The 15,358-nt window shown below is 38.9% G+C and carries 12 protein-coding genes; 5 read left to right on the forward strand and 7 right to left on the reverse strand.

Going from position 1 to position 15,358, the window contains the following annotated elements; all coding sequences use genetic code 11:
* The first annotated feature begins 257 nt into the window (after positions 1-257).
* Positions 258-3,527, forward strand: a complete 3,270-nt coding sequence (locus PO903_RS11220) for a S8 family serine peptidase (protein WP_273593456.1) — start codon at positions 258-260, stop codon at positions 3,525-3,527.
* Between the two features lie 125 nt (positions 3,528-3,652).
* Here the strand turns inward: PO903_RS11220 and PO903_RS11225 are convergent, their stop codons facing one another.
* Genes PO903_RS11225 through PO903_RS11235 form a run of 3 tightly spaced genes read right to left on the reverse strand, consistent with a single transcriptional unit; the run spans position 3,653 to position 6,046 of the window.
* On the reverse strand, positions 3,653-4,180 hold the full coding sequence (locus PO903_RS11225; protein ID WP_137222069.1) for a hypothetical protein: 528 nt from the start codon (positions 4,178-4,180) through the stop codon (positions 3,653-3,655).
* A gap of 40 nt (positions 4,181-4,220) precedes the next feature.
* Positions 4,221-4,544, reverse strand: a complete 324-nt coding sequence (locus PO903_RS11230; protein ID WP_083243319.1) for a hypothetical protein — start codon at positions 4,542-4,544, stop codon at positions 4,221-4,223.
* A 20-nt stretch (positions 4,545-4,564) separates the two neighbouring features.
* The gene (locus PO903_RS11235) at positions 4,565-6,046 is read right to left on the reverse strand and encodes an alpha-N-arabinofuranosidase (RefSeq protein ID WP_137222071.1); all 1,482 of its coding nucleotides are present in this window, start codon (positions 6,044-6,046) and stop codon (positions 4,565-4,567) included.
* A gap of 173 nt (positions 6,047-6,219) precedes the next feature.
* Here PO903_RS11235 and PO903_RS11240 point away from each other — a divergent pair, with 173 nt between their 5' ends.
* Positions 6,220-7,173, forward strand: coding sequence for an ArsR/SmtB family transcription factor (locus tag PO903_RS11240; RefSeq protein ID WP_069326117.1), 954 nt, complete (start codon positions 6,220-6,222; stop codon positions 7,171-7,173).
* Positions 7,174-7,285: 112 nt separating this feature from the next.
* Here the strand turns inward: PO903_RS11240 and PO903_RS11245 are convergent, their stop codons facing one another.
* From PO903_RS11245 to arfA, 4 genes are all read right to left on the reverse strand, one after another.
* Complete coding sequence (locus PO903_RS11245; RefSeq protein ID WP_069326116.1) at positions 7,286-8,128, reverse strand: carbohydrate ABC transporter permease; 843 nt, start codon at positions 8,126-8,128, stop codon at positions 7,286-7,288.
* A 28-nt stretch (positions 8,129-8,156) separates the two neighbouring features.
* Positions 8,157-9,047, reverse strand: coding sequence for a carbohydrate ABC transporter permease (locus PO903_RS11250; RefSeq protein WP_069326115.1), 891 nt, complete (start codon positions 9,045-9,047; stop codon positions 8,157-8,159).
* 117 nt (positions 9,048-9,164) lie between these two features.
* Positions 9,165-10,508, reverse strand: coding sequence for an ABC transporter substrate-binding protein (locus tag PO903_RS11255; protein WP_069326114.1), 1,344 nt, complete (start codon positions 10,506-10,508; stop codon positions 9,165-9,167).
* A 97-nt stretch (positions 10,509-10,605) separates the two neighbouring features.
* Positions 10,606-12,093, reverse strand: a complete 1,488-nt coding sequence (gene arfA / locus PO903_RS11260) for an arabinosylfuranosidase ArfA (protein WP_069326191.1) — start codon at positions 12,091-12,093, stop codon at positions 10,606-10,608.
* A gap of 249 nt (positions 12,094-12,342) precedes the next feature.
* Between arfA and PO903_RS11265 the strand changes: the two genes are divergently transcribed.
* The 3 genes from PO903_RS11265 to fur all read left to right on the forward strand — a co-directional run bounded on the left by PO903_RS11265 (position 12,343) and on the right by fur (position 14,882).
* Entirely contained in the window at positions 12,343-12,924 is a 582-nt protein-coding gene (locus PO903_RS11265) for a TetR/AcrR family transcriptional regulator (protein WP_502921637.1), read from the forward strand.
* A 69-nt stretch (positions 12,925-12,993) separates the two neighbouring features.
* Positions 12,994-14,067, forward strand: coding sequence for an SDR family oxidoreductase (locus PO903_RS11270; RefSeq protein ID WP_273593458.1), 1,074 nt, complete (start codon positions 12,994-12,996; stop codon positions 14,065-14,067).
* Between the two features lie 329 nt (positions 14,068-14,396).
* Entirely contained in the window at positions 14,397-14,882 is a 486-nt protein-coding gene (gene fur / locus PO903_RS11275; RefSeq protein WP_137222488.1) for a ferric iron uptake transcriptional regulator, read from the forward strand.
* Positions 14,883-15,358 lie beyond the last annotated feature (476 nt).

Here is a 15,358-nt window from a genome sequence, read left to right on the forward strand (position 1 = left end):
AAAGATTGATAAAAATTCATTATTTCATTATAACTAACGCAAATTTTCTCTATAGATGGATAAAATATCTAGCCACTGGTTAATTCAGGTGGTAATATAACTTTATGTTACAAAATCTTCCTCACATTCTCATTAAAGGAGGTTACTATAGCTTACACTTAAAGTAAGATGTTAACGGTTTAATTCTGGGGCTACCTTTTAGTTCGGTAAAAAATCATTACACACACTATCTAACTTAACGAAACGAGGGAAATCATTTGACGAAGTTACACGTTATCCGTAAATTTTCGGTTGTTTCCATGGCAGCTGTTCTAGCTGTAGGTACTTTATTATCGCCAACTGCTTCTTTCGCAGCTGAAGCAGGTACAGCAACATCTCCATACGAAATAGAACGCAATCTACCGACAGTGTTGCTTAATCAGACTTCAAACGAAGCACCTGTTATTTCGCCTAAATTAAATGTGACTTCTAGTAAAGTGGTACGCGTTATCGTGCAATTGTCTAATCAACCAGTTGCTATAGGTCAATATGCTGCTGAAGCAGGTGTACGTAGCTTTGCTACAGAATCTACAGAAACAGCAATTGATTCTCAACAATCTGCTATTGTGAATGCAGCCAAAGCGCAAGGTATTTTGCTTAAAGTCAATTATCGCTACAATACGGTACTTAACGGTATGGAAGTATCGATTCCAGCGAATCAAATTCCCAAGTTGGCTGAATTGCCAGGTGTAAAGTCTATTTATGAGAATAGTGTGTATTACACGATTCCTGTACAAGATCCTCCTTCGCTTACAGCAACAGCAGCTACATATGATGCTTCTCCTTTGAACTTAATTGGTGCACCTGTGGCTTGGCAAAAAGGATTAACAGGTAAAGGTGTTAAAGTGGGCGTTATCGATACAGGTGTTGATTATGAGCATCCTGATTTGAAAGGTGCTTATAAAGGCGGATACGATTCATTTGAAAAAGATAACGATCCGTACGAAGAGCCACCTATCGCTATTGAAGACGATCCGTACGGTACAGGATTTGCCGGTACATCGCATGGTACTCACGTATCAGGAACGATTGTAGGTCGTGCAGCGAACAAAACAAGTGATATCGTACAAAAAGGGATCGCTTATGATGCAGATCTTTATGTATACAAAGTATTGGGACGTAACGCAGAGACAGGACGTTCTTCCGGTTCTTCCGCACAGGTTATTGATGGAATCGAACGTGCGGTTAAAGACGGTATGGATGTTATCAACTTATCTCTAGGTTCTGATGCTGAGAAAGATGTCAACTCACCAGACGTTATCGCAATCAACAATGCTGTGCTCAGTGGAGTTGTAGCCGTTATTGCAAATGGTAATGCAGCCAAACAAGGATATTACTACTATTCTATGGGTTCACCTGCATCTTCCCAATTGGCTATTTCTGTAGGAGCTTCTACTATTCCTACCAAACAGTTTGCTTCAACCGTAACGGCTTCGGTATACAGTAGTGAAGCTGCTGCGACAGCAGAGGCAGTCAGTGCTGCGGCAGTTAATTATCACAATGCAAATGAGACAACAACGGTAACAGCAGATGCTTATGGTCAATCGTATGGATTGAACTTAATGGCTTGGCGTACAGGAAACGAAGACTTCCAAAGAGTTCTAGGTACTTCTCCATTAGATGGAGTGTATGTAGGATTGGGTCTAGTGGGTGACTACAAAGGCAAAGATGTGAAAAACAAAGTGGTTTTGATCTCGCGTGGTAGTGCAACATTCGTAGACAAAATCAAAGTAGCTAAAGACAATGGAGCCAAAGCGGCTATCATTTTCAACGGTAATGTTAAAGCTTCCAATCCGTTAGAAGCTGACTTGTCTGAAAGTGTGGTTGGACGTGATGGTCCAATCGGTTCGAGCGCATTCTTAGGGGATGGATTCGAATATATTCCAACATTTGATATGGCAGGTAAAGAAGGACGTGCTTTAGCTAAAGAAGCATTGAAATCTTCTGCGGATGCATTAACATTCAAATTCGGAAGCAGCTATCCAAAAACAGAACAACGCGGCGACACGATGGCTGATTTCAGTTCACGTGGTCCTAACCAAGATGGACTTCTAGGTATTAAACCTGATCTAGTGGCTCCAGGTGTAAGTATTGAATCTACAATTCCTGCTTACGGTAAATTTATCAAAGATGCTTCTTATGCTGAAGCGTATACGCGTCAAAACGGAACAAGTATGGCAAGCCCGCATATTGCAGGTCTAGCTGTATTACTGAAACAAGAACATCCGGATTGGACACCATTTGATATTCGCGCAGCATTGGTGAATACAGCAGATGTGATCAAAGATGAGAATGATACACAATACGATGTCTATTCTCAAGGTGCTGGACGTGCCAATGTAGCATCAGCAGTCTACTCTCCAGCATTATTGGAAACGGTAGAATCGATCGTTATTTTGGATAAAAACTTGAATAAGAAAACAGTGACTAACTATGGTTCTTCTGCTGCATTTGGCGTATTAAAACCAGGTAGTGCAGAACAAACGAAAAAACTGCAATTGAAAAACACTTCTGCTTTAACAGTGTCTTACAAAGCAAGTATCCAATTGCATGCTGATGTCACTTCTGATCCTTACAATCCGACTTCAACACCGGATGTAAGTAATATCAGTGCTACACTTAAAGGATTGGATGCTAATGGTTCGATCTTGCTAGGTGGCAACTCAACCAAAGAATTCTCATTAGCCGTCAAACCGAACGCTGCTGCGGCAACAGGGCCTTATGAAGGTGAAGTGGTATTAACAGCTAATGGTTATCCTACATTGCATTTACCATTTGTATTGCATGTAGGTACTGAATTACCAGATACAGGCTTAGGTATTCAAGAAGTGACAGTAAGCAATACCAATATTCGTTTGGATGGCAAACAAGATGTAACAGATGTAGGTTTCCATTTAACGTCGCAAGATTCTAATGTTATTGAATTGAACGTGTATGGTCTGGACGATGAGCTTAGAGGAACAGCCGCTCAATATGTTCAATCTCCAACTGAAGAAGGTTATCCTTTATTTGACCCGGGATACTACCAGTTCAATGATATTGATAATGTAGTCATGGCTTCAGCTAATGGTACCGTTTCTCTCAAAGCATTAGAGCCAGGAACGTACAAATTGCAATTGGCTGCATACAATGTTTCTCCAACAGGTGCAGTAGATAGCAACTCAATTCATACATCTTCTGCTCAATACCGTATTGTAGGTACAGAGAAAACACGTATTGCTACAGCGAAAAAACCATTTAACTACATTATTGATGGTAACAATGTTCTTGGACAATCTGTGATTACATTGCCAAACGATAATCGTCTAGATTATAAAGTATTGTCTAGCGATGATCTGAAATATGTAGATAACAAAGGTGTATTGATTAAGTATCCAGCTTCTGGATCACGTATGACTCGATTGAAAATCCAAATCACTTCAGTAACAGATCCAACAGCAACGGTTACTGTAAATGCCTTGGTAAAAATTACGGCTCCTAAAAAGTAATACTGAATAAACGGGTACACACCTGATTAACCCGATCATAAGTAACAAAAAAGACGCTCAAGCTAATATAGCTGAGCGTCTTTTTTTGATGTGAATAACATCATTATTCATATCATAGGGATAGACTAGGAAGCAGTCACACCTAGTTGACGATACAACAGTTGTTGTTGTTTTAAAGCTTCTTGGTATTTAGGATGATCTTCTTGCTCCAGCATAAATAATAGATCATCATGGAAATCTTGAATCATATATCCTTCAGGCAAATCTTCAAATAGACTATGGAAATCCATCACAGGCAAATCAAGCTTTCCTTGAGATGCTTGTTCCATCCAATGAATCCAATCTCCTAATGTCAGAACATTGGTCATCCACAAGTCTTCCTGTAAGCTGATACAGTCTTGCAACACTTCATATACATCCGGTTCAGCAAAGCGGCGAGAAGCTTCTACAGATAGCTCATATAGTGATTGAGCAGCAGCATAAGCTTCTACACCCAATGAATGTTCGAGATGATTGAAATAGTCTTCGACTGCAATCTCGTGACCATCATCATAAAGCAGTGGCACGACTGCCCATTGATGCAAAATATCAGTTAGCGTATCGTCATTAATAATACCTTCAACATATAATTGTTCGATTTGATGTGTTGTCATGTATAGACCTCCAAAAATTCAATACGGGTTATCGTAGTACTTAACCATTCCCGTTTGCATTATACCTTAGAATGTCTGACAACACATCTTCTTTTTCCCATTGCGATCCATAGGGAGAAGGGCAATAAGAGGCAGATAAACGTGTACGGATATGCACAAGGCAGCCACAATGTTTGCACGTTGTCCCATATTGTAAAGAAGGACAAGACAAGCAAGTGTTCATTCGTGCTTGCTGTACAGACTCTGGTGTTAACTCATGAGGCTGTTTATGTTGAATAGCGATAGCGACCAATCGTTCAATCTTTTCGTCAGACAGTTGAGGGCTACGGTTACAACCTTTACATCCATGATTGATTGCTGGCATTAGGGTGACCGTCCTCTCTGTTAGATCAACGTAATCGCTGCGACAGAAGCCGCTGGAAGTTCGAATGTTAATGTACCGTCTTTGGCAAAAGAGACTTCCAAAGCAACTGGAGTGATTTGCTCTGGATGTTCAAATGTATTATGTGTATTGAGAGCAGAAGCCGTTAATACTTTGCCTTGAATATCTGAAGGGGTAAAGCCTTCTATGCGACAAGAGAACGATTCGCTTTCGTTATGGCTCAAGTTACAGATCGTCAGGTGAACACGATTCAGATGGTCTTTGGAAGCCGCTGCACTGATTTTGTCTATAGATTGAGCACCCATCGTGTATTTAGGGCTTGTATACTGCAAGTCTAGTCTTTGGCTATCCTGATGTACTTGATACATATTAAACACATGATATGTCGGAGTTAAGATGAGCTGATCGCCTTCTGTCAAAATCATTGCTTGTAGCACATTCACCATCTGTGCAATATTTGCCATTTTGATCCGATCTGCATATTTATAAAATAAGTTTAAGTTCACACCTGCGATAATCGCATCACGTAATGTATTTTGCTGATATAAAAAGCCCGGGTTAGTTCCTGGTTCTACATCTGTCCAGATTCCCCATTCATCAATAATCATACCGACTTTTTTCTCAGGATCGTATTTATCCATAATTTTGGAATGTTTAATAATCAATTCTTCCATATATAATGTATTTTTGAGCGTTGTAAACCATTCTTCTTCTGTAAAATCAGTTGCCGAACCTTTACTGGATGTCCAATCACCTGAAGGAAGCGTGTAATAGTGTAGGCTCAATCCGTTCATTAAATGTCCAGCTTCACGCATCAATACTTCTGTCCAGTGGTAATCATCACTATTTGCTCCACAAGCGATCTTATAAATTTGATTATCTCCATAGTTACGAACATACGTAGAATAGTGTCTGTAGAGGTCAGCATAATATTCAGGGCGCATATTACCACCACAACCCCAGTTCTCATTACCTACACCAAAATAAGTTAATGTCCATGGTTCTTCCTGACCGTTCTGTTTGCGCCAGTCTGCCATTGGAGATTGCCCATCCAAAGTCATATATTCAACCCATTGTTGCATCTCATGAACCGTACCACTGCCCACATTGCCACTGATATAAGGTTCAGTCTCAAGCAACTCACATAATCGTAGAAATTCATGGGTACCAAAGTGATTGTTTTCTTCTACGCCACCCCAGTTGTTGTTTACCATACGAGCACGTTGCTCTGTAGGACCGACTCCATCTTTCCAATGATACTCATCTGCAAAACAGCCTCCCGGCCAGCGGAGAACGGGAATATGAAGCTTACGTAACGCTTCTATCACATCGGTACGCATGCCTTCCACGTTGGGGATCGGTGAATCTTTTCCTACCCAGATACCTTCATAAATACAACGACCTAGATGTTCAGCAAATTGTCCGTGGATATGCCGACTGATTTTCCCTGTGATATCTTGAATATTCATATTCATGTTAATCATATATATATACCTCCTTGATATCGCTTACATGACGATAATAACACGTTTTTTGATAATATATAATATAATTTTACGACATAAATAGAATAACGTTTGTATTTTTATTAACATAACGATATAGTGGAAAGGTATTGGTTTACGTTACACACATTTGGTATTGGAGGAGCCTGAATATGAATCTGGATATTTCGGATAAATCATTGCCTGTGTATGAAGCACTCGCAAGCAGTGTAAGGCACAAAATCATTCAATTACTTGCTATACGACCTATGAATATTCGTGAATTAGCGGAAGCAGTAAGTTTAACCAGTGCCATCGTCTCTATGCATGTCAAAAAGCTAGAGAAAGCAGGAATTATTTCAACCAGTATGCAACCCGGTAAAGGGGGCGTACAAAAAATATGTTCACTTCAAGTGGAAGAAGCACAAATTATTTTTCCTAATAAAGTAGAGCATTTACGTCAATACCATGAAAGTGAAATTTCGATCGGACATTATACAGACCTCAAAGTAGAACCAACTTGTGGCTTAGCTTCAGCTGAAAAGTTTATCGGGCAAGTAGACGATACTCGTTATTTTTTCGATGCTGAACGTTTTCAAGCCAAAATTCTGTGGTTTAGTGAAGGATTTATTGAATATAAAATTCCTAACTTTTTGCTGTCTACCGAAAATCCATTAGAATTGTTAGTATCGCTTGAGATTTCGTCAGAAGCGCCTTTGACAGATAATCGTTTTCCTTCAGACATTACTTTCTATTTGAATGAAGTGAAATTAGGAACGTGGACAAGTCCGGGTGATTATGGAGACAAGCGTGGTAAGTACAATCCGCAATGGTGGCCGGATATTGTCAATCAATATGGACTACTCAAACATCTGACTGTATCTAGAGATGGTACATATATGGATGGGCAGAAATTATCTGATGTGAATCTGGATCAGGTCAATGTACGCGATCGTCAGTGGACATTACGTATCGCAGTCGATCCTTCGTCTGAGCATGTCGGCGGGTTAACACTGTTCGGTAGAGGATTTGGTAACTATAATCAGGATATCGTATTCCGGTTGTATTATGACAAATTAATTCATTCTGCTAATGCTAGTGCACGTGAAGCAGAATCACAATCTTAATGCAGTGCATACCAAAAAACGGCTAAGAGAATAATCTCTAGCCGTTTTTTGGTATGGTTTAGTTTTTGGATAAGATTTAGATAAAAGTAAAAAAGGGATAGAGTGCAGTTGATTATCCTTTTACACCTGAAATAGCGACAGACTCGATAATTTGACGCTGGAAGATCAAGAAAATAATCAAGATCGGTAACAACGATACTACAGATGCCGCCATGATTAATGGATAATCACTTTGGATCGCATAGTTAGCATTAAAGTTAGCAATAACGATCTGTAGTGTCTGAATTTCAGGAGAGTTCAGATACAGAATAGGAGGTAAGTAATCATTCCAGATCCCCATAAACCACAGAATTAACTGAGCTGCAATCGCTGGTTTGATCAATGGGAAAATAATACGGGCATAAATGCCGAAGTAAGAAGTTCCATCGATTTTGGCAGCTTCAATGATTGCATTTGGAATACTGTACAGATACTGTCTCAAGAAGAAGATCATAATAATATTACCGAATAACCCCGGTACAATCAGCGGTAATAGTGTATCGACCCATCCCCATTCAGAGAACATAATGAATTGAGAGATCATAACAGCTGGATACGGAATCATCATCGAAGAAAGCAATAGTAAAAAGATTTGATTTTTGTAAGGAAAACGTAATTTAGCAAAAGCGAAAGCGGCTAAGCTAGATGTAATCGTACCGATAATGGTTACAGTAAGCGCCACAATCAGACTGTTGATAATACCGCTTAATAATGGACCCGCTGTCCAAATTTCCTGATATTTATTAAAGTGGAACACAGCAGGAATCCAGTTCGGTGGAAGAGCAAATACATCTTGTCTGTCTTTAAATGAAGTAGAGACCATCCAGAGCAATGGAGCGATCATCACGATAGCTCCGATGCAGAGTAAAACAAAAATGAACGCATTACTTATCTTTTGTTGCTTAGTATGAACCATTCTGTAGTCACTCCTTTCGAGCTAGTAATCAATCGACATCAAAGCTGGAACGCTCATTCATTTTGAACTGAACCAATGTAATAATAAAGATAAATAGTCCTAAAATAACAGCCATTGCCGAAGCATAGCCCATTTGTAAGTTATCAAAAGCTTTCTGCCAGATGTAGAATACGATTGTAGCTGAGGAGAACTCAGGTCCGCCTGTAGGTGTCATAATATTAATCTCGGTGAAGATCTGAGATCCTCCGATAATATTCGTAACCACAAGGAAGAAAGTAACTGGTTTAACCATCGGCCATGTAATATGACGGAACATCTTGAATCCACTTGCGCCATCTAATTCAGCTGCTTCATAGTAGCTACGAGATACACTTTGTAGAGCAGCTAGATAAAGAAGCATGGAGTAACCAAGACCTTTCCAGATCGTCATAATAATCAAGGCTGGTTTGACTGTAGCTGTATTTGCAAGCCAGTTAGGGCCTTTGATTCCAAATAGATCAAGGAATTGATTGACCAGTCCATAATCGCCGTTATATGCCCACTGCCACAAGATAGAGATTGCAGCGAGTGAAGAGATAACCGGTACATAATAGATCACGCGGAATGTAGTGGTACCCGGAATTTTACGATTTAGACCTAATGCTAGTAGTAAAGAAATAACCAATCCAATCGGAATACCGATCATTAAGAATAAAGTGTTAAACATTGATTTGTAAAAGAAATCATCTGTCAAAATATCTTTGAAGTTATCCAACCCGATAAAGTTCATCTGTCCAAGTCCGTTCCAATCGGTAAATGATCCATATACCGAATATAAGGCAGGGTAAAGTGTGAACAGTAAGAAACCGACAACGGGTGGCAAAATAAACAAATAACCAAAATATTTTTCTTTACGATACAGATTAGATTTGGTTTTCATAATTCACCCCTAATTCATCTGGAATGAAAATGATGTTAGTCCCATTTGGATTTAGGGAAAGCTAACATCATTTTCACCATTCTCAAAATGGCTCTCATTTAGTGGAAGATTTAAAACTTATTTTTTAGATTTTTCATCCTGCTCGACGGCACGATCGAGTAGTTTTTGCATTTTAGGCTGTTCTTGTTTGACATAATCAGCAGCCGACATTTTACCATCAATAACGGGTTGAACATCAGTGAAGAATAGGTCATACCATTCTGCATTGTACGTATATTGACCTGGCAACGGTCTGCCATATTCAGTTACGATTTTAATGAATTCTTCTTTGTTGGCTGGTTTAGTAGATGTATCAGCAGCCCATGTTTTCGCCATATCTTGTAAGTTCGGAATCTGTACGCCAGATTTCACCAATGCTTCTTGTCCTTCTTTAGAAGCGGACAAATAAGTCACTAATTTAGCAGCTAGTTCAGGATTAGCTGTTTTACTGGATACACCGATACCTAGACTACCGATCCATGTTGCTGTTTTGCCTGTAGAACCTGCTGGGTAAGGAATAAGATCATAATCAAATTTCAATTCACGATCATACGTGCTTAGATCCCAAGGTCCAACCGGGAAGAATGCAAGTTCGCCTCTCATCCAACGTTGGTAAGTATCTAGTGTTTGTGCTTGCTCAATCGCAGGGGTGATTTTGTATTTGTTCTGCATATCTGCAAAGAATTGTAGAGCTTCGATAAATTTAGGTTCATCGATAGTTACTTTAGTATGTGTGCTATCAATCCAATCAGCGCCATTACTCCATACGAACGCTTGAAGCGCCCATTGTACGTTCAGTCCAGTACCGAATTGATCTAATTTGCCATCACCATCGGTATCTTTCGTTAGCTCTTGATTGACTTTGATAAATTCATCCCATGTATAAGGTTTGTTTTTGTCCGGCAGAGGGATGCCTGCTTTTTCAAACATGGTTTTGTTATAGCCGAGGGAGAAAGGACCCAAATCTTTAGGCAGTCCGTATAGTGCGCCTTTGCCCACTTCTTTACCATCGTAGCGATAGAAATTCACGCCATCTGCCCACATGTTTTTCAGGTCAACTTCTTTGTTGTTTTCGATATACTTGCTAATGTCTAATAAGATGTTGCTATTTACGTATGCTTTCAGATCAGCAGGATTGTAGAAGAATACATCAGGAATACTGTTTCCTGTAATCGCCGCTTGTAATTTAGTAGCATACTGATCACCTGTTGTCTGAATCACTTTAACCGTTACACCCGGATTATCTTTTTTAAATTCCTCGACAACCGCATTATATGCTTTTTGCTCATCCGGTCCACCACGGAACATAAATGTTAATTGATTAGGATCTGAATTTTTTTTGGAACCTCCACAGCCTGCAAGTACCAAAGACAACATCAACACACTCGCCAAGACAATCAGCCAACTTTTTTGACGCAACATAGTTTAAACCTCCCCTTAAATTTCAAAAAAGTAATACATAGACCACTGTACATATTCCAACCCAAATCGTATTGATTGTTATACAATAAGGCGAAGCTTACGCTTTACGAAGACGAATAACGTTCCATGAAGCTTTAGCAAGGCGAGCGGTTAACATTCCATCATCTAATTGAGATTGACCTCCGCGATGTGGAGCCACTTTTTCTTCATCTGCTGTGTTGACTGCTTTAAGATCATCATTTTCAAGTACAATATGTTCTTCGATCTGATAGCCTTCAAAAGAACGCACATCACAGTTCAAGTCTAATGATTCGCTCAAATGACGGTTCAAAGCAAAGATCGTTAAGTATTCATTTTCCTCATCATATACAACAGCACTATCTAAGTAAGGAACATCGGTGTAATCACTAGCATCATACTTAGGAGAATCAACAACAGGCTTGAGGGATACCCCACGTCCGAAAGTAGAAGTGTGCATATATGGATAGAAAATCGTTTGCTTCCATACACGTCCGCCATCTTCTGTCATAATCGGAGCGATAACGTTGACCAATTGAGCCAGACAAGCCATTTTCACACGATCAGCATGACGCAAGAAAGTAAGTAACATACTGCCGACTAACAAAGCATCTTCAAAGTTATACACATCTTCCAATTGTGGTGGAGCAATACTCCAAGGGTCCATTTTGCTATCTGCTTCATTGGAGTGATACCATACATTCCATTCATCAAAGCTCAAATTCATTGTTTTTTTGCTGCGTTTTTTGGCTTTGATGTAATCACATGTAGAGATAACAGTATGAATAAAATGATCCATATCCATCGAGCGAGCTAGATAATCAGCAGTATTATTAGTAGGGTTACCATAATATTGATGAAGAGAAATATAATCTACTGCTTCGTACGTATGATCCAGTGTTGTTGCTTCCCATTCTGGGAATGTAGGCATGCCTGTATTGGAACTTCCGCAAGCCACCAATTCAATACTTGAATCGACCTGACGCATTGCTTTAGCCGTTTCAAGTGCTAATCTACCGTACTCGTCCGCTGTTTTGTGACCAATTTGCCAAGGACCATCCATTTCATTACCAAGACACCATGTTTTGATATTGTAAGGATCGCTTGCACCATGTTGTTTACGTAGATCGCTGTAATAAGAATTGCCTGGGTGATTACAGTACTCGATTAGATTACGAGCAGCATCAATACCACGTGTTCCCAAATTGACAGCCATCATGACCTCGGAACCGGCTTCTTTTGCCCATTTCATAAATTCATTGGTACCCACTTCGTTAGGCTCAACCGTTTTCCATGCTAACTCTAGGCGCTTCGGTCTAGATTCAACAGGTCCAACGCCATCTTCCCAATTGTAACCGGATACAAAATTACCGCCAGGATAACGAATAATAGGCACTTGTAGCTCTTGTATCAATTGTTTGACATCATTACGGAAACCGCTTTCATCTGCGGACGCATGAGAAGGATCATATATACCACCATATACGGCACGACCTAAGTGCTCGATAAAGGAACCATAAATGCGTTTATCAACTTCAGCGATACGAAAAGCTTTATCCACGACCATTTTGGCTTTAAGGTTAGACTGTGACAATAATATTCATCCTTTCTTTAATCCATCATCAATAATGATAACGCTTCATTTGGATACTTCTTGCATAATTTAACAAAGCAAATGTAGCATATATTTTTTACCCAGTCAATAATAATATTAATAATTAACATAAACATTAACTAAAATAAATATATAAATGATAGACCTGTACAAAGCAATAACAGTTGACAATATTAAGATTAGTACCGTACAGTACTAATTATGATTAAAAAAAATAAAACCTCAAATCGTGATCTCATTTTACAGTTGTCAACGGAATTGTTTTTACAAAAAGGATATTTAGCAACAGGTATGGATGAGATCGTAGCAGTAAGCAAAGTTTCTAAAACGAATATTTATTATCATTTTGCAAGTAAAGAAGAACTGTTAGCAGCTATTATTCATCAACTGATCACACAATATACAGAGAAGATTACACAGATTGCTGCTCAGCATGATCAATCGGTATGGGAACGTCTACAACGATTTACGGAGCTTCTAATCATGGAAGAAGTCGATTGTTTGGGAGGCTGTCCATTTTTAACATTGTACACACAGACTCCTATAGAAGCAGAACATATCCGCAATGCGATCAAGCAGTTTTTTGAACAGCAAGTGATCGTGGTCGAACAATTGATTATTGAAGGGATACAGCGTAAGGAATTTAATGAGTCTTTGCAACCGCCTGCTGTTGCCTCATTAATCGTATCTACTATAGAAGGAGGACTATTTTTAGGTCATGTTCATCAGAACCCGCAAATGATTCGATCCTCACTTTTTGCTTTGGCAGCCATGCTGAAGTAATTTTTTTGAATATATTAGTACAGATCGGTACTAAATTAAAAATAAATAGATATTGATGAGGAGACGAATATGCATACTTTATTTTTGACAGGTGCAACAGGGTTTATTGGCAAGGCACTATTGGAAAAATGTTTGGCAACCGATTATCGCATCATTGTACTGGTTCGTTCTTTACAACGATGGAAAGAGTGGAAGACATTACAGAAGTGGAAAGATAGTTCGTCAGTTATCGCGATAGAAGGCGATCTTGGATTACCGCACTTAGGTTTGTCTAATGAAGATTGGGAACTAGCGATGGAGGCAGATACGATTATTCATGCAGGTGGGCCGATGGATATTTTACTTCATTCCGATCAAGCGCATTCTGCTTTTATGCAAGGGGCTATCCATATTGCAGAGTTAGCGAGCGAGATTCATCAAGCTCATTCTTTAAAGCAATTTATTCATATTGTAGGTTATAAAAGTCCGGTCACTGAAGAACATATCCAGTTTCCAGAACGATTGGATCAATTATTACAACATGAAGCTCCTTATGAACAGATGAAGTTCAAAGCCGATGCTTATATTCGTCAGCAATCATTCCAGCATCGATTTCCATTATCCATTATTCATCCAGGAGTCGTGATTGGAGATTCGATAACAGGCACTACACCGCAATTAGGAGGACTTGGAATTGTAGTCGATGCGGTACGTAAAGGAAAGATGCGTATTGTACCGGGTGGAAAACGTCACTGGTTACCTTTAGTCCATGTTGATTATATTGCTGATTTTCTGATTTGTTTATTATTGGAAGAGCAACATTCACAATTACCTCATATGCAAGCATACTATTTATTAAATCGTCCTGAACATACCTATAATATCAAGCAATTGGTGAAGCAGATCAGTTTAGAATTGAATGCTCCTCAACCTATTTTATCTGTTCCACCTTACGTAGTTAAATACATACTGAGTACATCGCTCGGGCAAAAGCTAGGTGTACCGGCAGCTTCTATTGATTTTATCGTCGAGCAACAATATCCGTTAGAATCAGTACGCCAGATCGAAGCTAAATATGGTATTCAATCTACAATTACTGTAAATGGATTGCAAAAAGTTATACAAGATCTGGATGCTCGTCTTCAGCTTCAGACTTATGTATAAATGACAACGATAGAAATAAAATCGTTCATTAGTATAACGTCAAAAAAAGGATGAGAATACATTTTAAATTCTCTCTTTTTTCATTGACGTTTTTTTATATGATAAATTTACTTTTTTATCCAATATGCTTTACAAGAGTGCTACATTTTAGTTATTATAGAATTATAATTATTCTAAGTATAAATACTGCATATTCATATCGTATTCTAATAATTTCATAATAAGTTGTGCTAGAACATATAGATTTATCGTGAAAATCAGATTATGCTCATCTTAGAATCTGTAGATATCTTGCAAATTTAACCGGAAGGTGTGAACACATAATGATACTGACAGAACAATTGAACCGGATTAAAGAGCGCTTAAAATCAAAAGGGTATAAACTGACACCTCAACGTGAAACGACTATTCGGGTATTACTCCAACATGAAAAAGATCATTTAAGTGCAGAAGAAGTATTTTTATTAGTGAAAGAACAATTTCCAGAAATCGGCATGGCGACGGTGTACCGTGTACTGGATCTTTTGAACGAACTGCATGTTGTACAAAAAGTGAATTTTGGCGATGGAGCCGCTCGATTTGACCTTCGTCAAGCGAATAGCCCCCATTTACATCATCATTTAATCTGTACCGAATGCGGGAATGTGGAAGAAATTATGGATGACTGGTTATTGCCACTTGAGAAACGGATTGAACGAGAATATGGTTTCACTGTCACCGATCATCGTCTTGATTTTCAGGGCATATGCACAGAATGTCGTGTCAAAGAACGTGATAAAAATAAGTCCAACAACAAATGTAAAGCTGTATCTTAATCCCAGAAAGAGCCATTAATGGCTCTTTTTTTGCGTTCATCTTTATTTTCACAAATACGCAACAGCAACAACGTCATCAGTCCATGAATGCATCAACAACACAACCTCCTGCTCCTAATCTTCAGCCTAAAAAGGTAGATTGTTCCGGTTGTGGAGCGATTTATACGATTGCACCGCATGAAAAGAAAGATTGTGAATATTGCGGTAACACCGTTGTGTATGAATAAAAAATGAAAAAGTTTTAATTTTAAATGTAAATTTACAAAATACTCAAAATCCCGCTTCTATCGACCTTGAAGCGGGTAAATACTACGATATAAGACGAAACCGCAAGGCGCAACTGCACTACGGAACATCGTCTTTTTTAATATTCGCCTTGTTAATGTATCCAAGTGTAATTGACAGTTATCTTACTTCCGCATTAACATATATTTATTGCCCTTTATAGGCAAAAACGGATTAGAAGGTGACTGCAA

Origin of the sequence: Paenibacillus sp. PK4536, from assembly GCF_028594455.2 — a bacterium.
GTDB classification, from domain to species: domain Bacteria; phylum Bacillota; class Bacilli; order Paenibacillales; family Paenibacillaceae; genus Saccharibacillus; species Saccharibacillus nuruki.

Excerpts from the sequence above, each read along its gene's own strand:
- PO903_RS11225 (WP_137222069.1), bottom strand. The coding sequence starts at position 4,180 with ATGACAACACATCAAATCGAACAATTATATGTTGAAGGTATTATTAAT.
- PO903_RS11230 (WP_083243319.1), bottom strand. The coding sequence starts at position 4,544 with ATGCCAGCAATCAATCATGGATGTAAAGGTTGTAACCGTAGCCCTCAA.
- PO903_RS11235 (WP_137222071.1), bottom strand. The coding sequence starts at position 6,046 with ATGATTAACATGAATATGAATATTCAAGATATCACAGGGAAAATCAGT.
- PO903_RS11240 (WP_069326117.1), top strand. The coding sequence starts at position 6,220 with ATGAATCTGGATATTTCGGATAAATCATTGCCTGTGTATGAAGCACTC.
- PO903_RS11245 (WP_069326116.1), bottom strand. The coding sequence starts at position 8,128 with ATGGTTCATACTAAGCAACAAAAGATAAGTAATGCGTTCATTTTTGTT.
- PO903_RS11250 (WP_069326115.1), bottom strand. The coding sequence starts at position 9,047 with ATGAAAACCAAATCTAATCTGTATCGTAAAGAAAAATATTTTGGTTAT.
- PO903_RS11255 (WP_069326114.1), bottom strand. The coding sequence starts at position 10,508 with ATGTTGCGTCAAAAAAGTTGGCTGATTGTCTTGGCGAGTGTGTTGATG.
- arfA (WP_069326191.1), bottom strand. The coding sequence starts at position 12,093 with ATGGTCGTGGATAAAGCTTTTCGTATCGCTGAAGTTGATAAACGCATT.
- PO903_RS11265 (WP_502921637.1), top strand. The coding sequence starts at position 12,343 with ATGATTAAAAAAAATAAAACCTCAAATCGTGATCTCATTTTACAGTTG.
- PO903_RS11270 (WP_273593458.1), top strand. The coding sequence starts at position 12,994 with ATGCATACTTTATTTTTGACAGGTGCAACAGGGTTTATTGGCAAGGCA.